At 48.9% G+C, this 25,331-nt stretch carries 19 protein-coding genes; 6 read left to right on the plus strand and 13 right to left on the minus strand.

Going from position 1 to position 25,331, the window contains the following annotated elements:
• Positions 1-39: 39 nt before the first annotated feature.
• Together cls and AC0VZ8_RS29860 are read left to right on the plus strand one after the other, a co-directional pair.
• Positions 40-1,488, plus strand: a complete 1,449-nt coding sequence (gene cls, locus AC0VZ8_RS29855; protein ID WP_475487784.1) for a cardiolipin synthase — start codon at positions 40-42, stop codon at positions 1,486-1,488.
• Positions 1,489-1,609: 121 nt separating this feature from the next.
• On the plus strand, positions 1,610-2,014 hold the full coding sequence (locus AC0VZ8_RS29860) for a VOC family protein (RefSeq protein ID WP_475485285.1): 405 nt from the start codon (positions 1,610-1,612) through the stop codon (positions 2,012-2,014).
• 48 nt (positions 2,015-2,062) lie between these two features.
• Here AC0VZ8_RS29860 and AC0VZ8_RS29865 read toward each other — a convergent pair whose 3' ends face one another.
• The 5 genes from AC0VZ8_RS29865 to AC0VZ8_RS29885 all read right to left on the minus strand — a co-directional run bounded on the left by AC0VZ8_RS29865 (position 2,063) and on the right by AC0VZ8_RS29885 (position 8,661).
• Entirely contained in the window at positions 2,063-2,701 is a 639-nt protein-coding gene (locus tag AC0VZ8_RS29865) for an FMN-dependent NADH-azoreductase (RefSeq protein ID WP_475485286.1), read from the minus strand.
• 165 nt (positions 2,702-2,866) lie between these two features.
• On the minus strand, positions 2,867-3,295 hold the full coding sequence (locus tag AC0VZ8_RS29870) for a MarR family winged helix-turn-helix transcriptional regulator (protein WP_194544956.1): 429 nt from the start codon (positions 3,293-3,295) through the stop codon (positions 2,867-2,869).
• A 189-nt stretch (positions 3,296-3,484) separates the two neighbouring features.
• Positions 3,485-3,895 (minus strand): VOC family protein, encoded by a 411-nt coding sequence (locus AC0VZ8_RS29875; protein WP_071220907.1) that lies wholly within the window; start codon positions 3,893-3,895, stop codon positions 3,485-3,487.
• 191 nt (positions 3,896-4,086) lie between these two features.
• The gene (locus AC0VZ8_RS29880) at positions 4,087-7,788 is read right to left on the minus strand and encodes a glycosyl hydrolase family 18 protein (RefSeq protein WP_475487785.1); all 3,702 of its coding nucleotides are present in this window, start codon (positions 7,786-7,788) and stop codon (positions 4,087-4,089) included.
• Positions 7,789-8,292: 504 nt separating this feature from the next.
• Positions 8,293-8,661, minus strand: coding sequence for a YybH family protein (locus AC0VZ8_RS29885; RefSeq protein WP_475485287.1), 369 nt, complete (start codon positions 8,659-8,661; stop codon positions 8,293-8,295).
• A 306-nt stretch (positions 8,662-8,967) separates the two neighbouring features.
• Between AC0VZ8_RS29885 and AC0VZ8_RS29890 the strand changes: the two genes are divergently transcribed.
• Positions 8,968-9,744 (plus strand): helix-turn-helix domain-containing protein, encoded by a 777-nt coding sequence (locus tag AC0VZ8_RS29890; RefSeq protein ID WP_475485288.1) that lies wholly within the window; start codon positions 8,968-8,970, stop codon positions 9,742-9,744.
• A 72-nt stretch (positions 9,745-9,816) separates the two neighbouring features.
• On the plus strand, positions 9,817-10,629 hold the full coding sequence (locus AC0VZ8_RS29895) for a VOC family protein (protein ID WP_475485289.1): 813 nt from the start codon (positions 9,817-9,819) through the stop codon (positions 10,627-10,629).
• A 185-nt stretch (positions 10,630-10,814) separates the two neighbouring features.
• Here the strand turns inward: AC0VZ8_RS29895 and AC0VZ8_RS29900 are convergent, their stop codons facing one another.
• On the minus strand, positions 10,815-11,174 hold the full coding sequence (locus AC0VZ8_RS29900) for a MerR family transcriptional regulator (protein WP_475485290.1): 360 nt from the start codon (positions 11,172-11,174) through the stop codon (positions 10,815-10,817).
• Between the two features lie 117 nt (positions 11,175-11,291).
• Here AC0VZ8_RS29900 and AC0VZ8_RS29905 point away from each other — a divergent pair, with 117 nt between their 5' ends.
• Positions 11,292-11,930, plus strand: a complete 639-nt coding sequence (locus AC0VZ8_RS29905; protein WP_475485291.1) for a nitroreductase family protein — start codon at positions 11,292-11,294, stop codon at positions 11,928-11,930.
• Positions 11,931-12,088: 158 nt separating this feature from the next.
• Here the strand turns inward: AC0VZ8_RS29905 and AC0VZ8_RS29910 are convergent, their stop codons facing one another.
• Positions 12,089-12,712: a nitroreductase family protein gene (locus tag AC0VZ8_RS29910; protein ID WP_475485292.1), complete on the minus strand. Its 624-nt coding sequence runs from the start codon at positions 12,710-12,712 to the stop codon at positions 12,089-12,091.
• A 127-nt stretch (positions 12,713-12,839) separates the two neighbouring features.
• Between AC0VZ8_RS29910 and AC0VZ8_RS29915 the strand changes: the two genes are divergently transcribed.
• Positions 12,840-13,190: a winged helix-turn-helix transcriptional regulator gene (locus AC0VZ8_RS29915; RefSeq protein ID WP_475485293.1), complete on the plus strand. Its 351-nt coding sequence runs from the start codon at positions 12,840-12,842 to the stop codon at positions 13,188-13,190.
• A 69-nt stretch (positions 13,191-13,259) separates the two neighbouring features.
• Here AC0VZ8_RS29915 and AC0VZ8_RS29920 read toward each other — a convergent pair whose 3' ends face one another.
• From AC0VZ8_RS29920 to AC0VZ8_RS29945, 6 genes are all read right to left on the minus strand, one after another.
• The gene (locus AC0VZ8_RS29920; protein ID WP_475485294.1) at positions 13,260-16,235 is read right to left on the minus strand and encodes a GAP1-N2 domain-containing protein; all 2,976 of its coding nucleotides are present in this window, start codon (positions 16,233-16,235) and stop codon (positions 13,260-13,262) included.
• Entirely contained in the window at positions 16,235-17,494 is a 1,260-nt protein-coding gene (locus AC0VZ8_RS29925; protein WP_071220917.1) for a hypothetical protein, read from the minus strand. Before AC0VZ8_RS29925 ends, AC0VZ8_RS29920 begins: the two co-directional genes overlap by 1 nt.
• 74 nt (positions 17,495-17,568) lie before the next feature.
• Positions 17,569-18,210, minus strand: coding sequence for a beta-mannanase (locus tag AC0VZ8_RS29930; protein WP_475485295.1), 642 nt, complete (start codon positions 18,208-18,210; stop codon positions 17,569-17,571).
• Positions 18,211-18,227: 17 nt separating this feature from the next.
• Positions 18,228-19,493: a vWA domain-containing protein gene (locus AC0VZ8_RS29935; protein WP_475485296.1), complete on the minus strand. Its 1,266-nt coding sequence runs from the start codon at positions 19,491-19,493 to the stop codon at positions 18,228-18,230.
• Positions 19,494-19,530: 37 nt separating this feature from the next.
• On the minus strand, positions 19,531-21,915 hold the full coding sequence (locus AC0VZ8_RS29940; RefSeq protein WP_475485297.1) for a transcription initiation factor TFIID: 2,385 nt from the start codon (positions 21,913-21,915) through the stop codon (positions 19,531-19,533).
• Positions 21,916-21,918: 3 nt separating this feature from the next.
• Positions 21,919-25,308, minus strand: coding sequence for a tubulin-like doman-containing protein (locus AC0VZ8_RS29945; RefSeq protein ID WP_475485298.1), 3,390 nt, complete (start codon positions 25,306-25,308; stop codon positions 21,919-21,921).
• Positions 25,309-25,331 lie beyond the last annotated feature (23 nt).

Below are 25,331 nucleotides of genomic sequence, written 5' to 3' on the forward strand. Positions count from 1 at the left end.
TGCAAGGGCAAGGATATAGTTTAGGAGGATATTATGAACCTGCATGTTACATCCATCATTCTTGGTCTGATCATCGTACTGAATATCGTGTTCTCCATGTTCGTCGTGTTCAGGGAACGGCGGGATGCCGGCTCCACCTGGGCATGGCTGCTGGTGCTGTCCTTTATCCCGATTCTGGGCTTTGCGCTGTACCTGTTGTTCGCCCAAAATTTAAGAAGAATCCGTCTCTTTCATTGGGATGATCTGCAGAAAACCGGAATCGAGAAGGTATTGCTGTCTCAAATGGAAGGGATGAATAACGGAGAATACCCGTTCAGCAATCAAGCGGCTGCGGATAGCAGCGATTTGATCCATATGCATATCAACGAGAATCAAGCGATCCTTACGGACGACAACCACGTTGAAATTTTCACGGATGGACGCAAGAAATTTGAACGGTTGTTTCAGGATATTGAGGAAGCCAAAGTCTACATACATATTCAATACTACATCATCCGTCGCGACGAGCTGGGCAAGAAGCTGATATCCCTGTTGACCAAAAAAGCAAAAGAAGGCGTGAAGGTCCGGGTTCTGTACGACGAGCTGGGCTCGCGTCAATTAACCAAGGGCTTCTTCAAAGCATTTCGCGAAGCCGGCGGAGAAGCAGAGGCCTTCTTCCCGTCCAAGCTGCGCTTCATTAATCTGCGTTTGAATTACCGAAATCACCGAAAGCTGGCTATCATTGATGGCGATATCGGGTATGTCGGCGGTTTTAACGTTGGGGATGAATACCTGGGTCTTAACTCCAGGTTCGGGTATTGGCGGGACACCCATCTGCGCATTCAAGGTGAAGCGGTTTATGCGATGCAGGTTCGCTTCATTCTCGATTGGAATCAGGCTTCGCACCATCACGATATTTATTATGAATCGAATCTGTTTCCCAAGATCGATTCGCCTGGCAATGTCGGGATTCAGATTGTGACCAGCGGCCCGGATTCCAGGTATGAGCACATCAAGAATGGGTATATCAAAATGATTTCGTCCGCCAAGAAATCCATTCATATTCAGACGCCGTATTTTATCCCGGATGCCAGCCTTCTGGATGCGCTCCGCATTGCGGCGCTGTCCGGCGTCAAGGTTCACCTGATGATTCCCGATAAACCGGATCATCCCTTTGTCTACTGGGCGACCTTATCCTATATCGGGGAAATGCTGAGAACCGGGGCTAACGTGTATCTCTACAATAACGGCTTCATTCATGCCAAGACAATCATCATTGACGAGAAGATTTCTTCCGTCGGCACGGCGAATATCGATGTTCGAAGCTTCAAGCTGAATTTTGAAGTGAATGCGTTCCTGTACGATGAGAATTTATCACAACAGCTGTCCCACATTTTCCAACAGGATCTGCAAGTATCCAGCCAGCTTACGATGAAGCAGTATCTGGAGCGATCAAGATGGATCAAGTTCAAGGAATCTATCTCACGCTTGCTGTCCCCTATTCTGTAAAACTAACCATAGCGCTGCCTCAACATTTAGCAATTCAGAAGAAATACGGGAGACACAGACCGTTTATACTGAAGCCAAGGAAAACAAATTCATCATTTTAAATCTGGGAAGGATGTTGAACGTGGCTAAACTGACACCGTATATTTTCTCTGAGGATGCAAAAGCGCAGGCTGAGTTTTATACCCAAGCACTGGGCGGGGAGATCCTGTCTGTGCAAACGCATGGCGAGATTCCCGGAACCAAGGAAGAGCTTAAAGACAAGGTCATGCATCTTAGTCTGGTAGCCGGGGGCATTCCGATCTTTATGTCGGACTCCATATTCCAAACTCTGGAGCGCGGGAACGGGATTCACCTGAGCCTGTCGTTTGAGAGCGACGCTGAAGCACATGAAGCTTTTGACCGCTTGTCCCAGGGTGGTAAGGTGCTTGATCCGCTGAAAACTCAATTCTGGGGAGCGCTGTTCGGGTTGCTGGAAGACAAGTTCGGCGTATTGTGGCAGGTAACGACCGAAGTCCAAGTCAATTAATGTAAGAAGGCCCTTCAAGTTTCACTTGGAGGGCCTTTTCTGCGTTATTTATACGGAACTCCAACGATCCACGACTTCCGCTGCGGCCAATCGGCTCGTGTGCAAAATATTTATAACATCCAGCGTGGCGCGGCCTTGTGCACGAATGATCTCATAATCCGTAATACCGAGGAATTCGAACATGGATTTCAAATACTTATGCGAATATTCAATCTCACGGTACCCATCGTTCTCTGTATATATGCCGTCGCTGCCCTGAATGACCACAACGCTTCTTCCGTCGGTAAGGAGTCCTTCGGACCCGCTTTCCGTATATCTGAACGTTTCCTTCGGAATGATGATATTATCCATATAATCCTTCAGCTTGGAAGGGATGTTAAAATTGTGGAGCGGCATGGCGATTACATACTTGGATGCCCCCTTGAACTGCTGCAGGATCTCAGCCATACGCCCCATTATTTTCCCTTCATCCTCGGTTAACGGCTCCCCGCCCTCTAGCTTTTCCCACCCGTTCAGCAGATTCGCGTCAATGGCGGGAATGAATTCCCGATATAGGTCGATCTGTTCGATTAGGCTGGCCGGATTCTGCGCTGCATACTTGCTTACGAAAAACCCAAGCACCTGCAAGCTCAAGGATTTCTCGCTTCTTACCCTCGGATGTGCATTAATAACGAGTACGCGTTCCATATAGACAACACTCCTTTTATTTTGTGGTCAACCAAAATCAACAGCTAGCTTGCCAGTCTGACTCACCTCCCGATTAGAATGAACGCTTAACACGCATCATCTCAAATGATTTTCCTATATCAATTTGTTTGTACATACAATTATTATTCCGCGAAGATAAAGACCTCAGTCCTTATTCTCCAATTGATCACTCACTTCGTATAGATGCAGTGATAATTCATCACCTTCGGCATGACCTAAAATAGCGCCATAACGACTGCGCAAATTCATCCAGCACTCGTGAATCACTTTCTCCAAAGCCTTTCCTTTATCGGTTGTATAGATCAATGACATCCTTCCTTCCACCCGATTATAAACCAGCCCTTTAACGGCCAGCTTCTCAACCAGACGGGTTACGGTAGAAGGCTGAAGGTGAAGAATTTCGCCTAATTCCTTCTGCGAGATCCCTTCCTTCTCATATACAGCCATAAGCAAATAAGCATATGTGGGTGACAATCCGCTTGCTGCAAACTCGTCTTCGGCCATCTTGGTAATGACCCGGCTAAGACGATTGGCTGTGAAGTAAAGACATTCCTTGATATACGTATTTAACATAACGGCTACCTCTTTCGCTAAGTTCATCCTGTTGAATCACCTTTAATTGTTTGCACATACAAATATAACGGATTTCCAAATAAAAGTAAAGCGGCAGATTTCCCCCATAACCTCGGAGACCTCTGCCGCTTCATTTTACGGGATGTATGCTGCTTCATGTTGAAGATACATCTGCTTGCTGCAATGCTTCTATTCGACCTGGCTCTGATCCATATACATGACTTCCCACAGGTGTCCGTCCGGATCCTGGAAGCTCCATCCGTACATAAAGCCATGATCCACCGGATCATTGGAAGGCGACCCTCCTGCGGAAAGTGCGGCATTGACGATTTCGTCCACCTGCTCCCGGCTTTCGGCGGATAGTGCCAGAATTACTTCCGTTGTGTTCGCGGCATTCGACAGATCCTTCTTGGTGAACGTCTTGAAATAATCCTCGGTGAGCAGCATGGCAAAGATGTTATCGCCGATGACCAGGCAAGCCGCGTTTTTGTCCGTAAATTGCGCGTTAAATTCAAAACCGATTTTTGAGAAAAAGTCCTTCGTTTTCTCCAAGTCTTTCACGGGTAGGTTCACAAAAATATTATCGCTTTTCAATGCCATTTCGAATCACCTCGTCGATTTGATAGATTCATCTTAGCATGAGCAGCAGCACGGCATTTCTCTTCAATTGCTATGTTCAATAAAACACAGCAGCGATTCAGCCGGCTATAACTCCATATCAAAAAAGAGGATGCCTCCAGGCAGTGTTAAAACTCGCCTGCGAGACATCCCATTTGTATTACGAATCCATGTTAATTAGATAAACCCACTGCCCGCAGCAATCTCATGACGGTTACCACCGTCTGAGCTTTGGTTACATGGGATTGCGGATCCAGCTTGGAGGCGGATATGCCTTGCATAATCTTCTGCTCCACAACGAAGGCGACGGACGACTTCGCATAGGATGAAACCTTGGCGTGGTCTTTAAATTTGTTTAACAATCCTTGGTTCGCTTCGTTCTTCTTGCCGGCATAATTCAGCACATTACTTAGCATAACGGCCAATTCCTCACGCGTAATCAAGCTGTTTGGATCAAAGATATCGCCTGAGCGTCCCTTCACTAACCCTGCCGCTTTCGCAGCTGCAATCTCTCTGGCATAGCTGGATTTCGGATCTACATCCTTAAAGTTGGAGTAACTGTCGTCAGGCAGAATACCCAGCGCCTTCACCACAATGGATATAATCTCGGCACGGGTAATATGTTGATTACCGCCGAAAGATCCGTTATTTTCTCCAGATACGATCAGCTTGGCAGCAGCCTGCGTCACGTCTTCTCGTGCCCATGAAGGGATCGCGTCGCTAAACCGGATATCTTGCTGAAGCAGGGCATAAACACCGCTGCCGGTTTTCTTGATTTCAACCGTTACCGTACCGTCCGCGTTAACTTTAAACAAGGTCGGAACGGATCGAAGCTCATGGATACCTGGTATATAAACCACTCCGGTGGCACGTTTTATATTTATCTTTTTCGCATCTACAGTAACAAATTCGCTGACATGGGTTTTGCCGAAGTGCTTCAGCTCGGTCGTTGTCTTATCCGCGTTGATTTGCTCAAGCTTGAACAACAGCGGAGTGGCTAGCACTTCTCTTCCCTTAATCAGTTTCTCCACGCCCGCTGCATCGGCAGCTTCTGGAGAAACAATCGAGACTTTCACAGAGCCGGGAGCCGGAATCAGCGAAGCCGGAATCCGGTTTTCTGTCCCGTTCACGATAATGGAGAGACTTGCCTTGGCTCCTTTTTTCGCAACGGCAGCGATGATTTCTTGCGGAATCTCAACCTCAGCCTGCTTCGCACCTGCACCCGCATGGATCTGGAAGTTGGAGGAATCCGAAAGGTTAATGCTGTTAACAGCTGCAGCCGTAGGTAGGGTCACCACAGCCTTATCGCCATGAAGCGTGACCTTTGCCTCTAGCTGATCTTTGGCTTTAGGCGGTTGTGGCGTCGAAGGCGTTGGTGAACCAGATCCTCCTGACCCGCCGGAGCCCTCAGATCCGCCGGAACCGCTGCTTGATGTTGTTACACTAAGCAGATTCGAAGCGCTGGAGACGCGGTTAATCTCATCCCCCGTTCGATCTACTGCAAGCACATGAATCTTGTAGTTCGTCAGAGAGCTAAGGCCATTCACGGTGTAACTATTTTCTGTAACCGAGCCTGACAAAGCATGATTCACATATACTTCGTATGCCGTTGCACCTGCCACAGCTTCCCACTTCACCTGAATGGAGCTTGCGCCAACACTTACCTGTGAGAGATTCGCCGGAGCCGCAAGTGCTGAAGCATTGACTTTGCCGTCGATCGGCAAGTCGTGAATGAGTTGAGTCGTCAGCGTTTTGTTGCGGTCCCCGCTGATTTCCCAGCTCATGACGCCTGCAATATTCAGCGATTTCACGATAGAAGCGGTGTACTTCATGGTGTTCTTATCGTTGTAGGTGATGAACACTTTATTTTGATCGTTGTACAGGTAAGGCACCTTGGCAGATTCGTTCCAATATCTCTTATAGCCGTTCTTGTCGACGTAGTTATTCTCGAGATCGCTGAAATCGAAAATGGCAGGTTCCCACGATTTCAAATCAGTCCCGCCCTTGTTGCAAGTCTGATACTGACCGAGTGGCCCGCAGCCATCCCATCCCTTCCCATAGTAAGGTACTCCCACAATCAATTTATGCTGTGGTACCCCGCCATTCAGATGGCCTAACAATCCGCCAAGCACATGATTTCTTGGAGCGGATGATGTTGGAAGAGCTTTATCATAAAATAATGGTGCATTATGATGACCCAATGGATCATCTTTACCGCTGTAGTCATAGGTCATAATATTAATGAAATCCAGATACTGGACAGAATTCGCAAAGTCTGCGTTAACGGTAAAATTGTCTCCCTGCCCTGAAGCAATCGTCAGGAGATAATACTTCCCGTCCTCTGATCCGGCAGCATCCAACGCCTCGCGAACGGTCTTCATTAACAATGTGAAATTTTCTTTATCCTCCGGTGCCCTGGAGTTCGACTCTTCCCCTTCTTCAACAGGATATTCCCAGTCAACATCCAGACCATCAAACTTATAATCTCGTAGGAACTTCACAGCAGAATTTGCAAAAGTACGGCGTGTTTCTTCCGTCATGGCTACGTTAGAAAAATTATCAGACCATGACCAGCCGCCTACTGAAACTATAAGTTTCAAATGAGGGTTCGATGCCTTGATGGATTCGAAAGCTGCGAAATTCTGAAAATCAAATGTCGGATCTCCAATTACAATTTCTCCGTCATGGACGTATCGATCCTGTGCAGGAATATTAGGATCTTCGCAGGCTCTCGGCCCGCTCCCGTATTTTTTCCAACATATATCGGCGAAGGCATAGTTAATGTGGGTGATCTGTGATACATCCACGTCACCAGGATGAAAATTACGAAATTCGGTACTAGCTGACCAAGAAGTGTAGTACGTAATATTGTTATAATTGCTGCCAGGCACTACCGACACGGATTCGCTTTCTGGCGAAGTCCATAGACGGTTATGGCCCACGACCTTATAAGAATAGGTCTTTCCTTCCTCCAGTCCAGCAGCTACATACCGGCTTCCGCTACTCGAACCAACCTTAACTCCATCCTGATAAATATCATAGCTTGTGGCTCCGGGCACCGGTGCCCAGCCCAGTGAAACCGTAGATCGTGTAGCCGTGACTACCTGTAACCCTTGAGGTTGAGCCAGTTCCCCCCATTTAAGGGTAACAGCATTACTATTGGCGGATGCTTCCAAAGCTCCATTTACGCTTCTCTGTGCACCTACTTTAAAAGTATAAGTTTCTCCTGCTTCCAAAGGTCCATAAGTAGCCGTGGTAACGGAGTTTTCCCAAGTGCCGCCTTTCCATGCTCCATTAATATAAATGTCATAAGCTTCGGCTCCGGGACTCGCCCCCCAACTCAGCGTAACCGTATCTTCCGTTACATCGTCAATTTTAAGATGGCTTGGAGGAGTCAACGGTGCATCTTTATATTCTGCTTCGTCTTTGGTTGTGGTGAATTCCAATACATTGCTTTTGTGTTCCTTTTTCACGTCGCCGTCCCACGTAATATAGATTCTGTAGGTCGTTTCAGGTGTCAATCCGGTCACGGCACGGGTCCAATAATTGCCCCATGCCAGCCAACCGCCTGAATCCGCGTCCCACACCTGTATATTGTTTTCACCTTCGACGGGTTTGAAATCCCATTGAAATATCGCCATATTATGAGAGACACTTTCAATACGAAGATTCTGAGGTGCCAGCGGATCCTGAGCATTGCTCAAGGCTTTATACGTTGAGTTCGTTACTGTCGCAGGCTCTAGGCCGGAGTTACCTGTGGAAATATCTGTAGGAACGTCTGTGGAAACGTCTGTAGAAGGAGTGCTTTCTGCCGCATAGGAAGCAGGCGCATTAAGCAGTGGCGTAAAAATGAGAATAAGGGCCAAGAAACACATCACCCATTTCGGGTGCTTTTTCGTTAGAAAGGGTGTCACCGTTTTCACCTCTGTTGATTAAATTTCGATTGCAAATGATACAGCATTTCGATGGATGTCTGTCCCTCGGTGTCATCGGGTGGTTCTTTGATGACTTGCCTAATTTCGCAGATCGCTCAAATCAAACTTCTATTGAAAGCGGTTACTAATTTTTCCAGCTCAACTATGTAGAGTTCAGTCCCCCCTTTCTACTCATGATGGAATCACTGTCCGAGCCCTCTACTACAGCCTCCTTTCATGAATTCATTCGAGTTCAATAAATATTCATATATTTGTATCATGGAACCTACACTATCGATTGAGAAGGGATAGATTTCCATAACCATGGGATAAATTCTTGTAATTTTATATTCTGTTAATAAATTCAACTGGATTGCATCTGTCAGGGCCTGCAATCTTTACAAATGGAAAAAGAGCCCTCCAAGGACTCTATTTCTTTTATTTATGCAATGATATCCAACCGATTCATCGAATCGAACTTAAATGCTCGTGCTTTAATTTCCATATACCATCGGCATGGCGAACGAACACATTCGTTGCTCTCCCGCTTCCGGACATAAATGTCCCCTGATGATAACCCTCGAAGTGGTAGGTATAGACAGATACCGCCGTATGAGCATCGCTCGCGATCCACTCTACATCCTCCGCCCGGTACACCTCATCCTGAATAACATGCCAAGCATGTTCGAAATAGGCCCGAATCTCATCCAACGTATGACAGCTCCTGTCCGAAAACCAATAGACCGCTTCTACGTCGAGCAGCCGGGCTACATTGTCAAAATCATGCGTATTCGTGGCCGCTATGTATGCCTCAAGTGCCTTTTGATATGACATAGTTCCACACCTCCCATCTCTCAACTATTGCATGTCCAACAATCCAGTTCCATTGTTATCACAATTCCAACTCATTCACATCCAGAATACCTTATTGTGAAGCCTGCATTCCATAAAAAATTCTCCATTCTATGGTGTGACTCTGCTTCTCACTTTATTTCAATTCTCATTTTGTATCTTCCTTACAAAACTACATCAACACCGATTTCGCCTTTGTTTATGGTATTATATGGAGCAGCGGAATCTAGTACATTCAATATGCAAGTACTCTTTTGGATCTTATTCAAAAATAGTGGGTGAACGCCAATGATGAGTATCGCGCAATTCGCAGCACGCACGGGCATGGTTCCCAGTGCCCTTCGCTTCTATGAATCCAAAGGCATTCTAGTTCCGGCTGAACGGCACGATAACGGTTACCGGTTCTATGGATACCATCAAATTCAGACAGCCAAACTTGTAAACAGTCTCCGTCAGTCGGGAATCAGTCTAGGGGATATTCGCTGTTTCCTGGAGGCCGATGAAAGTACGCGTATCCAGCTTCTTGAACGCTGGCGGCGGGACGCTGAAGCACGTCTACTTTCGATTCAGATTGCGAGTCAATATCTAAATGGAATGGAATCGGATCATGGCAGTCTGCATCTCATCAATTGGGAAGAACCCTTAACCGTCATATGGCAGCCGTTTTTGGTAGACAAGCCAGTGAACTCCTACTCTCGAGAAATGAAACAAGCGGCTGCCAAACTCCGTGACCTCAACATTCGCACCCAAGGCTCCAGCTTGATCAAGGTGATAGATTCCCTCCCGCACGCGGTCCAGATTGAAGTCGGATATCAAGTCATAACGGAGTCCTCTCGGAAGCCACCCCCTCTCCCGACTTCTTCGGAAGCCTATCTGGAGACCATCCCTCCTACCTTGTTCATATCGGTGGATAGTTCATGGGAGGATACCTTCATCTGCATGCGAACGATCCGCTTTCTCCAGAAGTTCGGCTTCGAACCTGCGGGCAAGCGGCTGGAACGGCATTTTCCCGATTCTTCAATATTCGAAATCATGATTCCTGTAATGCAAACTCGCTTCACTTGACCTTCAAGTTACTTAAAGGTTTATACTAGGATTGTTCCATTTCCAAAACTTTCTTGTAGGAGGATCAAACGAATGGTTGGATTAAGGCTGGATGATTTTGATGGAGGTTTTATCGTGGCCCCCTGGGATCGATTCAAGGAACTCATCGATTGGTATAGCACACATTTGGATCTGAAAGTGACATACGAAGAGGATTACCCGGTCGAAAAAATGGCCACCCTTACTTTCCCGGCACTGGGATGCATACATATCAAGTCGGTGGAACATGATCACCCGCATTTTGCAGTAGACTGGGGACAGAACGGGAATGTTCGCTTCTGCTTCACCACAACGAATCTTGAAGCTGCACACGCCTATTTTCGCGAACGGAATATTCAAGTAACCGATGTGACCCAAGGTTCCTTTGACCGTTCCTTCGATTTCTTCGATCCGGTAGGCAACCGATTAACGGCAATCGAACCGGAACCAGGTACGGAGGCATTGGTTGCTAAGGCACCGGACGCACGCTTTCCATTCCAAGCGATCCCCCGCTTTGGCGTAGACCGACTGGAGGAAGCCATCGCTTGGTACGAGACCAATCTGGGCAGCAGGGTCGAACGGATCAGCGAGGACGGAACCTCCGCAACCGTTATCATCACTAACGAAGGCGCACCGGTCTATCTGGAAACCGTTCGGATGGACCGAACGAAGAGCGCGTTCACTGTAGCTGCAAGGCCTTATTGGGTAATCCGGAAGAAGGCCGACTTTTTCGAGACCCATAAACGTTTGCAGGAACAAGGATGGAAGGTAACCGATTTTGCCGGAAATCCCAAGTTTCTTGTCCTGTTCCATACCTATGATCCATATGGCAACCAGATCAATGTCTGGTGTTACGAGGACTGTTAGTCATAAAAAAAGGATAATTTCACATATCCACGGGAATCCCTCATAATGACCATGACAGTTGAATGATCCAACTAGTTCTGACCGATCTTCATAATCGGATCCATTCATGAAAGGGCTGCGAGCATTCCAGCAGTTGATCGCAGCCCTTATATTGCAGTCGGGATTAATAGATCATTGGATTGTCCTCAACACTTGGTTTGAAAACTTGCCTTTCCTTCCAAAACGGCATTCAAGAACTTCTTCGATTTTTTCAATCGCTTCTGGATCTCTTCAATTTCCTTGATTTTTTGTTCAATCATTGCCGTCTTAGCCTCGTATGACAAGTTAAGTTGTTGATTTACCAACAAACTTAATTCTTCTATCGAAAAGTCTACGGATAAAAGTGTCTTCACATCATCTAGAAACTCTACAATGTCTTCAGAATAAACACGATAATTATTTGCATCTCTTTTAACATAGCTGTCCGGAATCAGGTCCTTACGTTCATAGAATCTTAATGTTGATATGGGCAGACCCGTTAATTTTGAAACATCGTTTATTTTCATAATAGGACCTCTTTTATTTCTTGCTATAAACCTAGGTTCATAGTTCATAATACGAAATATGATAACGAATGACATCTACAAAGTCAAAAAATCTATGTTATCAAAAGGAGAGGTTCTATGTTTAACCATATTCAAAACAACGATTTCGCCAATATCGTTATGGGCCGACGTTCTGTCCGTAATTATGATGAGAGCATTAAAATATCGAAAGAAGAGATAAGCGACATGATTTCGGAAGCCAGCTTGGCTCCATCCTCGGCAAATATGCAGCCTTGGCGTGTAATTGTGGTCGATACTCCAGAAGGAAAAGAAAAGCTAAGACCTCTTGTGAGGTTCAATACGTTACAGAATGATACTTCATCCGCCATGTTATTAATTTTTGGCGATACCCAAAGCTATTTATATGCTGAAGAAATTTACAATACAGCTGTGGAACAAGGAAAAATGCCTGCTGAAGTACGAGATCGTCAACTCGAAACCATTCTATCCCTGTTTCCGACACTATCAAAAGAAATGAAAGTTGAAATTGCAAAAGTCGATAGCAGCCTCTTTGCCATGCAGTTCATGTTAGTAGCTCGTGCACATGGGTATGATACGAATCCAATGGCAGGCTTTGAAGCTGATCAGTTAGCAAAAGCATTCGATTTAGATGAAGAACGCTATGCTCCAGTCATGATCATCTCATTAGGAAAAGCCAAAGAAAATGGGCATGAGTCCGTTCGATTAAGCTCTGACAAGATTACATTTTGGAGGTAACCATTATCCGTAATCGATTCACCATTCCTTCTTCAAAAATAACATTAGACTCAAATTGCAGGTTTAAGTAAACGAAAAACTCAATCCAAAAGAAAAGGCAGCCGATCATTGTGATCGGCTGTTTTGGCTTCACCTAAACGAATATTTCATTCCATGAATTATATTTTATTTGTATAAATGACTTTGTCCACATCGTGTCTAACGGTTTTATGACCTTGTTTAATTCCTTTCCCAATGGCTATAAGCATCACATCTTCATACCTAGCAGAAATCTGTAAGGCCGACTTTAATTGTTCGGAATCATACCCGGACATGGTAATCGTATGAAGACCCGCCTCGTTCGCCAGTAAGACTAACGACATGGACGCCAGGCTCGCGTCTCTTACTAATTCGAGCTTTAAATCTTCTTTTGATTTATTTAAATAATATTGGATAGCCGCGTTGGCTAAATAGTCTCTTAATGATGCGTCAAAATAACCCTTTTGGAATCCATCTTCATGGATATTGATAATGTTTTCTTTTTCAAATGCTTGATAATCGCCCAGTACAACGATTAGTGCGGACGCTTCTACTACCTGTTGCTGATGAAAGGCAATGGGGAGTAACAAGTTTTTTAGCTTCGGGTCGTCTATAACCAGGTACCGTGTCGCTTGAATATTGTTTCCGTTGGGCGATTGGCTGGCTCCTTCAATCAAAGCAGCCAACGTTTCCGATTCCACTTTATAATGGGGATCATAATGTCTGACAGAACGTCTTTGTTCCAATATCTCTCTCACACTCATTGTGCTCACTCACTCCAAATGTTTTATTTGCTTCACATTCCGATTATAATGGACCGTACAGTGGCAGAAAATAACGCACAATAAAGTGGGTTAGCCACCTTTATGTGCCTATTTAGGAGGATCCATTATGAATGGTCTCAATACGGGAATCAATATTTTTATGAATACGGTAGGAGGAAAGTGGAAATGTTTAATCCTCTTTTTCCTGAGTCAAAAACCAAGGAGAACCAAGGATTTCTATCTGCTCATGCCAACCATAACGCAGAAAGTTTTAACCGAACAATTAAAGCAGCTGGAAAGAGATGAGCTTGTCCGAAGAGAAGTATTTAAAGAAGTGCCACCTAAGGTAGAATACAGTTTAACTGAGCTGGGCCAATCCTTCGTGCCTGTATTAAATACAATGTGTGAATGGGGCAACACCTATGCAACCGTACAAAACCTTGAAACAGAAGAACAAATCTGCTCCCAGCATAAATAGACGGTCGTGCTTATAAAGAGGCGTCGAAAAAAAACGAGCAGACGATCATTCGTCTGCTCGTTTTCTATATTAAACTCCTTCATCCGTCTCATTCTCCGGAGTCTGCTCTGGCTCTTCCGAAAGCGCGCTTTCGTCGGACAAATCATACGAGACGCCATCCACAACAACCTTCTCGACTAGGGACACGTCAAGCGGCTTATCCAGCTTCACGGTGACCTGACTTGAATAAGTCTGGTTTTCCTGAGCGTCACCAACGCTCTCCGATGACTGCACAGCTTCACCTTCAGCAGGATCAGACGAGTCTTCCCCTTCTGCTGTCCCAGTATTCGGGTCCGTTTGATTTTCCGTTGATTCAATCTCTGTTCCTGATGGATCGGCTTTTGCTTCGCCTGTAGTTTCATCCGCGCATACCCGCGTTAATTCAGGGCTGGCAGCTTCAAACAACGTGCTTGCATCCTTGCCTACAATCTGTAGCTCGTCCACATTGAAATCCCGGCAAGCCGCCGGCTGTTTAAAATGGAAACTCAGCTCGGTCCTGCCCTCCTGCTCGCCTTCCTCCACCACCGTCGCCGTCAGTAACGGCTTTTCAGGGACGGTATCGGAAGAAGCCGGAGGTGCGGTAACCGGAGGGGTAGTGACCGGATTCGGATCGGCACTGCCATCCGCAGGTCCCTTGCCGTTTTGGATCATCATGAAGACAGCGCCAGCAATAACGATCACCGCAAGCAAAGATGAAGTGATTTTCACGAACCGCGAATGCTGTCGAAACCATCGCACCAACGGCGAAGCCAATTCGGCCCTAACCTTCGTATACACCGGTTTAAGGATTGGAGCGGGAGAATTGAAATACGTTTTCGCATATTCCTTATTTTTGAAGGCTTCACGATCATAGGTTTTGAAATAATCGACGATGGCGGTGGCATAAGCGGGAACAAGTCCCCGCGGTCTAACGAATACAGGTTGCTCGGCAGACCACTTCATATACTGGTATACCACTTCCGGACTGTTGCCGTATCTGTGCAAATAATCAAGCAGGCCCCGATAGTCTACGGCACTGGAACGAATCTCCGTGCAAAAGGCTAGGGTAATGCTATCAAATCGGGATGGCACCACATGGTTCTGCAGCCATTTCCGCATGATTTGCTGGGTTCGTTCCCGCTCCTCGGCTGACAGATCCTCCAGCACCTCCACTCTTGCCTCTTCTCGGCTGGACCATTGGTGAAGGGCCAGCATGACCGCGGCTTTGGACCGAATCCGGGAATCAAACCGCTCTACCCAGCCCTTGAACTCCTTCGGCATTTGCAGAAAGCCGATATCCAGCAGCTGTTTCTGGCTTAATTGCTCGGGCTCCAACTCACGCAAGAGGAAAAGGTTTGCCGCATATATCAACCGGTCTGCAAATGCAGTCCCGCCTTGGTAACGACCGATTCCCTTCTGAGGATGGTGCTCCAGCGAATCCAATTGGTCCAGTACGGCGTTGACCGCTCTCACCGGATCCGAATCCTGCTTAAGCTTATCGACAAGCTGGGCTTCGGCTAACCTGATGTAATTCTCCTGTTCCAGCAGGAGCGGGTGGTTCCGAACCCACAAGCCGATCAGATCTACCAAGTCTGTAGGCGACGCCGCTTGCTGCATGCGCTTTTTCATGTACGGATCGAACATCAATGCCGGCAGTCCCGGATTGGTCAGCACCCTGGCGTAGAAAGCTCGGCTTAAGGCCGGGCTGCCCTCCAGCAAGTCGTAAATCGCCTCGGTCACATCCTGACGCCGCTTCGATAAGGCGTTATTTAATGAGCGGATAAAATATTCCACAATCAGATCATGATGCTGCCGGGGATTGATGCCGTGATAATCCCTAACGAAACCGGCAATGGCTGCATCCGGAACATGTCCGCCTTTGACAAGCTCGAATTCCTGGGCAAACAGGGTGTGGAACAGTTGATCCAGCCGTCCCTTAGAAGCAAGGGCGCCTGCCGGCTTCAAATAAAGCAGAATTGCGCGCAGCACGGCATGTTTATGCTCATGGTACAAGCCCTCTTGGCCTTCTTCAATCTGGAACAGCACACATAAATTATCGTAGCTGTCCAGCAAGATCCCCAGACCCGGCTCCATATCGGCAAGCATCTGCTCGGCGAAGGCAAAAAAGCGCTCGGAGCGATCCGGGTCCAATAGCGTTTCCCATGCAAAATCAAGATAAGGCTGCTCGGACCATTTCAGATCGGCATTGATGACCCTGCCGGCAGCGAGCTCAAACAAATAATCCTTCTCGATGCTGCGGTCGCTTAGACGCAGGCTGCCCTTCTCCACGAACATAAGGTGAAGTCCCTTCTTGCTCTGCGGCTCCTTCGCATAGGTTACGAATCCAAGCACCTGGCGCAGCGCATAGGGCAATCGGCCAAACAACACAAAGAGCAGCTGCTCCGCCTTCGCGGACAACTGTTCCACCGGCACATCCAGAACGATATATACCTTTTTCTTCCCGGCAGCCGCGGATATGCATGCATAGAGCAGCTGCTTGAATACCTTCTCGTCGATCCCAAGCTCCTGCAATAAGGCTGGCGCCCTCTTATAGGAAATGGCGGCTTGAGATTCGGCCTGAACCGGAATGGCAGGAAGCTGCGGCAGATCAACGCCTTCTTCAATATCGTAGTGATCGGCAAAGGAAGCCTGCAGCCAGGACTGGTAAGCCGAATGCTCATCTTCAAGGAAACCGTCCGGAATGACATAGTGATGCGTAAAAAAGGCACTGCGAAGTCCCGTAAAATCCGCAGGCTGAAACACGCTTCGCCCCAGCACCGTTTCTCCTGTTTCCGTATGGAACAGATGAAGGGCGGCCGGATAAGCCGCCGCTTCCCTCTCGCTTCGTGCCGTCAGCTCGGCAGGAGCTTCGTATTGGCAAAAGGGATGCAGCACCTTTTTGATAAAGGAGGCCTCCAAGCCGGACGAACGGGCCACTGTATCAAAGCCTTCGGCTGAACGGAATATGCCCCGGCGCTCCCGCGTGTACATTTGCTGTTGTATGGTTCGGGATGGGAAATCCGGCACTAGTCTTCCCTCCCCTGAATATACTTCAGCTTGTACAAAAGCCAGATGAACGGTTCATCCACCCGAATCGGGCTGACCACGCTCTGCAGCTTCTGGTCGACAGGGTTGCTGCCGAGAGCCGACACGGCAAAATATGCAGTATTCGAAAAGTATACATCCATCGTCCCCTTGAACGGACGGTCCACCTTCTCGATAAAACGGCGGATCTCGCCGTCAATATTTTCAAACTCGGTCAAATTCATATGCTTGCGGTGCACCACATTGTTAAAAATGTTGCTGTTCAGCTTCACATATTCGCCATCCTCGTCCTTAAGCGCGTGAAGCATGTCGCTCTTGGTCAGCACGACGGCCGTTGGAATATCCGTCTTGCCCTTGTCCTCATAAGCGATGAAATCGCCGAACATCGTCAGCACGACATCCCGCGGCTCATCATACTGGGACACCCATTCACCGGGCTGGTCACCGAATTTCAGACGGATTTTCTCCCGGATGGAGCGGATTTGGAGCGGATCCACCATAAACAGAATACCCGCGGAATTCTTGATATGCTGTCCATGGAGACCCAAATAATCCTCGTCCACCATGCCCTCGCCCGCCACGTCAAAAAATACGAGCGTTAACGGCGGCTTGGACTCGTCCTTGAACACGAATTGGAAAATGAAAGGCTCCTGCATCTTCTCCTTCTGCGTAGACGCCAGCAAATCTCCCCGCTCAAACAACGGCTCCTCATAGCCGGTACGGAACTTGCGGCTGATCTCGGCATTCAGCGGCATGCAGGCCGCATCGAAATGATCTGCCGTCGTATGCTGCAGCGTATGAATGAGCGAAGTCATATAGACCGACTTACCCACTTGCGAAGCACCGATGATCGAGATAATGTTGCTTGGCACCTTTCCGGCGGTTACTGGAAGCTCATTGTGGCATTTCGGGCACAACCGCCTGCGAGTGACGACGCCGTAACGGTCATTCAATCCAACCAGCACGTGATCCGAATAAATATGCTGCTCCTCCGGTATGTCGCTCGGACGGATAATCGCTTCGATATCATACACCGAATCCAGCCCAAAGCGTTCACGGTACCGATTCAGCTCATCATCTTCCCCAAGCGCATAGTCCTCGTCATCCTCTCGGTCGTGGGCAGCCCGGAAGACAACCTCCTTCGGAGCAAACTTACTGAAACAGTAAGGGCACACAATATCATAGAACAGCGGCCTTGGCTCCGGCTCCGGTTTTTTCTTGAATATATCAAAAATGCCCATCTTTCGTACCTCCCTCTGAACCCTATGAATTACACACTGACGCGTTCATCGTGGTTACTGTGTGTTCGATCTCTCTATCTATAAACGAGCTCATACCGTTGTCCATACTTCTTGCCATCCGTAAAAAACAAGCGAACATAATCGTTCTTGCCCACCTCGATCGCAGGCAATTCGTTGCGTCCCGCTGCAAAATCCGTAACGAAAGGGTACAAGATGCCGTCTTCCTTGTTAACCGGATAAGCCCCTTGCTTCTTTACGTAACATAAAACGTCCTTGGGTACCGGCACTTCCGCCGTCACCTGAATTTCAATCGTCTTATAGGGCTGCAGCCAGCGGCTCTTTTCGCGGATGGAGTATTTCAGCATGGCTTTGCCGGTGCTGAACTGAATGCTGTTCGCTTCATCCGGCTGCCTGATTAAGGCCATCTCTCCGTCTTCGGAAGACATGGCGTACACCGTGTACATAATCTGACCTATTCCGTCCACCCGATCCCGATACCCATTGTTCGCCTTGTACTCGTCTCGGGTATACAGACGCAGGCTGCCAGACTCCAAAGCCCCAGCGGGCGGACGAAATCCATCATGCATCTCGCGGTGAATGTATACCGCCTGAAGACCTGGCGGCCAGCTCCAGCGGAGCGTACAGAAACCATCTTCCAACTGATAGCTTAGTCCCTGAATGACCCATTCTCCGGGCTCCGCATTTTTAAAACGCATATCGAACGCCCCCTGCTTTAAAATCCTCGGCTTGTTGAATCATTCGGCCGTTGTCCTCGTCCCGTTCGGCCCGGCCGCTGCTCATTACGAATGATCCTGCTGTTCTCCTTAACCGGGATCACCAACGTAAACAAGGCGATGACTCCTGCTAGGATGAAGCAGGCCAGCATACGAATGGAGGCATCCCCCACTTCTCCCCCGGATAGGCCATATTCCAGAACAACGCCAGCGAGCACGCCGGATACCGCTCCGCCGATGCTGAAGCTGAGCGCGAGATGGCGGTTATCAAACACAATCCCGAGGGCAAGGCCCATGGCAGCGCCAATGAGCAGCATCGCAGCGATTCTTACAATCTGATAATAAACGCTATCTTCCATAACATCCGTACGTTTCGTCAACAGGGAACGATCCCCGACATCGTCATAGATTTTCTGGAAAACAAAAGACAAATCTGCCGCGTTCTGCACATCGTAATATTGCCCGCCCGTTTCGGCGGCAATCGTCTGAAGCAGTTGGGCACCGTCCGGGTTAACAAGGCTGAGGCCAATCGTATTCACCGCGATTTGCTGCTGCTTGTAGTCCGCAAGCACACGCGCATGATCCGTTTCGCTAAAGCCGTCCGACAGCATAATGACCATGGCGGTTCGAGCGGCATCATGGCTCTCTTGGATATGCGTCATGGTATCCTCCAGCGCGAGACTGATGTCCGTGCCACCGTCGGTCGTTGCCAAACCGTCGATTTCCGCGATGATCTCATCCCTGGTTTCTTGGTTCTTCACACGCGTGAACGGCTGCAGTAACGTTGTTGCATGATCAAACACCATCACCGATACACGGTTATCCTCGTCCATGCGGTTGATCAGATTTTTGGCCGCCGTATATCGGTCCTGATTCGGGTCCGTCTCTTTCATGCTGCCTGAATTATCAATGATCAGCACGATGTCCTTCACGGGCTTGGCGCTGCCCGGGTTCAACTGATACACCCACTCAAACAGCATACCTAACAGGAACAGTGCCACCAAAGTGGATGGAATCAGCAGCTTCCATGATGTGCCTGTATATCGCTGTTTCCATGAGCTCCCATTCAAACGAGGGGAGATCAGTTCTGCGATGAAGCAGGCCAATCCGATGCACAAGGCCAAAATTCCGAAATAGATTCCTGTAACCACGATGACGGGAAGCCCTGTACCCCACTGGCGGAGCAAAAATTCCCCAATGGCAAATCCGATTCCCCCACCGACTAGACTAAACAGCAGCAGGAGAGGGTTTATTTTTCGTTGCACAATACACGCCTACTCTCTGTATCAGAATCTAAGAACGCTAGCGCAGCTCGGGAAGTTGCACCGGTTCCATTCCATGAAATTCATAACCGTTTGCCGTATAGGTCTCGTAGTAGGTTCTGCCATTCCGGTAGTACATCAGATCCTCCAAGTGGAAACCTCCCATCAGGTTCAGCTTCTCAACCCCGCTTGAGCGCTTCTCATGCACGATGCCAAGCTTGTACACCCTTAAAGCTTCATCGGCGTGGATCGCGTAACGGACGAATTCGCTGTCGGCATCGCCGAAGAAGTATTTCTCCTCGTATCGATGCTCCTGTGTATAGTCAAGCAGTCTAACCAGCGTAACGGAGTTCTCCTCCAGCATCCGGTAAAGCACCTTAAACAGATCTTCCTTGGCAAGCACCTGTTTGTTATTGTAGTCGATGGTTACGTTCGCCCGCCGCAGCAGTTCTTCCTCGAAAGTCTGCACGAACGGCTCCGCCGTCAATAGATCCCTCAAACAGACCCGGATCATGCTCGACAGGATCGGTTCGATCCCTTCATGCGTAACGATGGAGAGATTGCCGACATACCGTTCCTCGAAGAATACGCTCTGGCCGCGCTTGCTCTCCAATTCCAGCATCAGCTCTTCCGTGACCAGGCCATAATACTCCATCAGGTTCTGGCCGATATAATCATCTGCGGTACGGATGCTCGACTTGACCGCTTCCAGCAATTCCGCTTCGAGCTGGTCCAGCATGTTCGCCTGCTGCTTGTACTGACGGTAAATCCGTTCGAGCTCCGTCTCATACAATCTGTAAAGCTCTAGCTCCGTTTCCAGCTGCAAAAGCTCATATTTGCGTCGATAAACCTCGCCCACGAAATATCGAATGAAATGGCGCACATTCTGTTTATCCCGAAAAGGAAGCTTCTTGAACGGCTGACTTTCCACGCTTTCCTCATAATAGCGGTTGAGTCCGTCCTGCTCGCTCTTCAGGAGGCTGCCGAGATCCCGGATTCGGGAACGAACCGCTTCAAGCAGCATCCCCTCTCCCGCCTTGTCGCTCGTCCACTTCACGATTTGATAACAACCGATTTGCGGGTGATCCGCCAAGGTTCGACGAAGCGCACGATGAAGCTCCTCAGAAGTACTCATATCTCTAAGTCTCTTTTGGACCTCCAGCTCGTAATTGCTGTGAAAAAATTGCCGGCAGCCATCCCCGAACAATGCCTCTTCTGCTTCACGAGTGTTCATCCGCTTCAGCCCGGCATAACTGACGGGGTGTGACATCATACCCTTTAGCCCGTCCAGATGCTCCGGGTTGGGCAGCATTAAATCCGCTCTTGCCGATACGGCCTCCGGATTTAGACCAAAGTAGGTCAGGCATTCATGAACCTCCGGTTCGGGCCCGCCCTTCATGCGAAGAAGAAGTCCGCGGCACAGATGATAGAGCACCGTTAGCGCAATCGGCTCGTTTGGTCTCTTCACCCGGGCAAAGCCGGCGGAGACAAAACCTTGGCGGCCGGATTCGGTCATGATATTGCTTTTGAACGACGTATTGTTATAAATACCTCTGATGCCGTCATAGGTTTCATCCTTCTGCTTCCGGTTCTTAAGCAAACCCAGATGGCAGATGATATCATAGATATCCTGCATGCCTGCGTATCCGGTTATGCCGCGTTCATTCTTATCGGACAGCACATAGACCAGATCAAACAGCGGCGAGGCCGGGTGAACGACCGGAATGGTCAGCCCATCCTCCGTGACCTGCAGCGGCGCGGAGAAGCTGTATTCCCGGCTCTGCATCAGCTCCAACTCCCGCAGGAAGGCAACGCCCACAGAGCTCGCATAACCATAGGAATCAATCTGCTCCCTTTCATTAATGAGCGCATACATATCCATTTGCACCGACTTGAATGACTGCTGGAAGATGGATGCGGCCAGTAATGAAATTTCCGGTATAAACACATTGAACGGGTCGTCGACCCGTGTAATGACAGACAGATGAATCCGGTCAAAGGATGAATAGCTGCGTCCATAGTCTGAAATGTGGTGGCTCAGCTTCCGAATCGCTTTATTCAACCCGGCCAGGTGGCGCTGGTCCCGATGGAAGCCCTGATACAGCTCCTTGCGTGCGGACTTGGATGAGCCGTCTGACGCTGGCAATTGCAGATGATACCGATGAAGGCGACCGAAGGAGTCGGAGCCTTTCGGCTCCCGATTTCCGCTCCGGTCCGTTCCCACATGAAAATAAACGACGCTTGCGCTGTTATCCCATTTGCGGTCATGAATTTCCATGATCGGTTCGATGGCGGACGCTGTCTTGTCGCCAATGAACAAGTATACCTCCGGGTAGTGGATGCTGCTCTGATCATCCTCCTTCAAGGTAAGCTGCTCTTCCGATTTGGCATAACCGGCAGCATACTGGCGAAGAATTTCCCTCATCGTCTATTTCAACCTTCTTCGGATGTCGTTTAATTTCGAAGATACCTGTCTGTAGAACTGGTATCGCTCTTCACCGTCCGCAAGCTCCACCTTCTCGTATTCGAGCCGGTCGCGCGTTTCCAGGAACCGCTCGGCCAATTCTTCCAGCTTCGTGAGCAGCGGCGTAATGTCCTCGGAAGCGGTCAGCTCCTGATCGCGGCGGGAGGATTTGCGAAGCAGCGTGCTGCGGCTTTTCTCGTCCAGCTGACGGAAGTGCTTGTAAACTTCATACTCCACGTCGTTCACGCTTTTCAGCAGGTTGGCAAACGGCTCCCAGGAATCCTCCTCCGGATCGCGATCATAAACGAAGAGCGCACCCTTCTTGGTGATCGTCCCGGTGTACAACGCCTCGATGAATTGATCAAGCCATTTCTCTTCATTCTGATTGTCGCTGATCAAGAACTCGAATTCCGTGATTTTGGCCGCAATGGCGGCATATTTCTTCAGCTCTTCCCGCACAATGCGGATCATTTCCGGCGAACGGATCAGATTCTCCTTGGCCATATCCTCGTTGATGCTGTTGAAAATATCCTTGGAGCCAACCCGCTCCAGCCCCTCGTTCAAGAGCCGCTTCAGCTCGGTCCATGCCCGCTTCACTTCTCCAAGATTAGGCTTGGGACTATCAAGCTGCAGATCATAAGCGCGAAGCAGCTCATTCAGGTCAAACGGCTTCGTAAACACGACCGCATAGCGGCTGCTCGTATTCTGGTCAACATCCTTCTGAATGACGACCTTATACTCAAGCGCTTGGCTGAATTCGGACCGAACCCGGGCATTGTACTCCTGAACCCGCGGGTTGACGTAGGTATCCCCCCAGGATTTTTCGGGAATCGGCGACGGCAGGTACGTCCAGTTGTTGCGGTCCGTCTGCACCAAATGGCGTCCAACGCCTTCCTTGTCCATGATCGTGCGTTCGTAGCTCTCCTCATAAACCTTCAGCGGCGTGTAGACGAACAACGGCACGCCGTTCTTCGTATTCAACCAGAAGATCCGGTTCTTCACTTCGCTTTCCTTCACGGTGAAGTGAGACTTCCCGACCGAATTGTTCTGATAATTGCGAATCCCCTTCAGAATGCTTGGCGCCTGTACAGGCACGGACACAAAGCCCCACGAAGGGAAGTACAGATTGCCTGCGCTGTTGCTCAGATGGAAGACCGGCACGGCTTCGTCATCCAGCTTGCTGGCGATGTTGCGCTCAACAAATTTTTCGATGGAATCCTCCTGCCCGAATTTCATGACGAGGAAATCCTCCATCGAGCGGGTGATCAGATCGCCGAATTTATCGGTAAGAAACTCCGAAATGGATCTGACGATATCGATCTCCTGCTCCCGCGTCCAACGATTGGCATGGCTCAGCAGTTCCTGCGCGAAATCGCGGATGAGATCGTCCACATCCTTCTGATCCATGATTTTGTTGATCACGTCGGAAATGTCGGGCACACTGACCAGGTTCCAGTAATACGTCTTATTCCCTTTATGATCCTGCTGCTCTTCCCCGTTGACGAGAATGTCGCCGTTCTTGGCGAAGATGGAATTCAACGCATTCAGAATTTCCGTATACACGCTGTAAATCCGGTTATTCTCCTGATTCAGCAGATCGTATAAATCCTCATAAAATTCAATCATCTGCTCGGTGCGTTCCACATCCGCTTCCAGCCAATATTCGTTGATTTTGGCTTCAATGTAGATGTTTTTCTTCTTATCCTTCGAGACAAAAGCGCTCTTCGCATCACCCAGGCGTTCGATCGCCTGTTCCCTGGCCGACTCGATGTCACGGGGAATGCGGGTCAGATTCTCGCGCAGCGCCTCGATGTAGGACAGCAGCATCTTCAGCAAGCTAAAGCCCTTCTCCGTATAGATCAACCGCGATACGTAGAACGGTCCTTGCTGCGGATGCAGGAACATGCGGCGGATTTGATCGCTGAACTGAGCCACGATCTCGCCCGGCAGCTGCTTCTTCGCTTTGATGTATTCCTCGCGGGCTCTGGCCAGAAAATTCTGCTCCAGCTCCGTATCCATATTGATGACCTGGTTCTTCACTACGTTCGCGTAGCTGAGCCGCTCGCTGTTCTGGTATCCGGGCAGCGGCTCCGGCACGCGGGACTCGAAATTCTTCGTCATCGAGTCCAGATCGATGCCCAGCTTGCTTGCGAATTTCTCGACGTCCTCCTGGCTCGGCGCTTTCTCGAACATGGTTTGCATTTTACCGAAGACGCGGTATGCCAGATACGTCGTCATCTCTTCGATGGGCAGCACGGCCGAAGATGCGCCGATAATGTTGTAATCGTAATTGGCAGGGTATGCCTTGTTCATCTGTGCGATATTGGTACGGATGTTGCTGATATAGTCGTGGATCGCAAACTCTTCGCCGGATTGCTTTTCCTCGCTGGCCATGAAATTCGTGATGTTCTCAGCGGTGACGTTCATGCAGTAATCATAGGCGTTTTCCAACAGCTTGCCTTCCGTATTTGTAGCGGAAATCAGGTGACATAGATTAAACGGAGGCAGCGGAGAATTCACATTCAGAATGTTGCCGTACTGCTGCTTGAACCGCTCGCCTCTGGCATCCACGTTCATCCAGTAATCGAGCTCTTTGAGTGCAGCGTAACCGTTCTTCTTGATGTATTCGCGCGTATGCTCGCTCAAGCTTTTGTTCGCCAGATTAATATCCGGCGTAAACAGATAGCCAAGGGTGTTCACGCGGTCAATGCCGGCAGAGCCGTGGTCGCGTTCGATAATGCCGCGGACGATATAGGCGATGTCCAAGAAGCAGCCGCTGCCCGTACCGCCGGACAGTCCCGTCAGCAGGAAAACCATCAGCTTTTTGTTCGTGCCGACCGACAGCGTCTTGATCTTCTTGTCGATCGCCTGCACCACTTGCGTAATCTTCGTGAACAGGAGCAAACGGCCCGCTTGGCGTACGCCTGCTGCCCCGTTCATACCATCGGTAATGCTCAGCTCTGGCGACAGCCAATCTGTAATGTACGGCTCCAGGATGCTGCGGTTCTGGAGGAGGCCTCCAATCTCGGCATTGGAGAGAAGCACGAATTCATTGATCGGATCAAGCCCGATGCCTTTATAGCGTTTATTCTTATCCTGTTCGTTGGTCTCAAAAGCCAGAAACTCCACATTATCCGGCTTGTCCATTCTCTTCTTGGACAACGGATCCTCCGGCAGCTTGAAACGGCGGTTAATCTGATATTTCAAGCGCAGCAGCGCATCGATCCCCGTCCCTCCAAGTCCAATGATAAGGATCGGATTGTCGATGGTATCGACCCGTATTTTCTCGCTGACAATCCCGCCTCCAAGTGAAACGTCAAGCTGTTGTATATGTTCTCTAACTACCGGTTTCATAAATTCCCCTCCTGATAGGTCAT

The sequence above is a fragment of the Paenibacillus sp. QJM3NY_38 genome, from assembly GCF_056173265.1.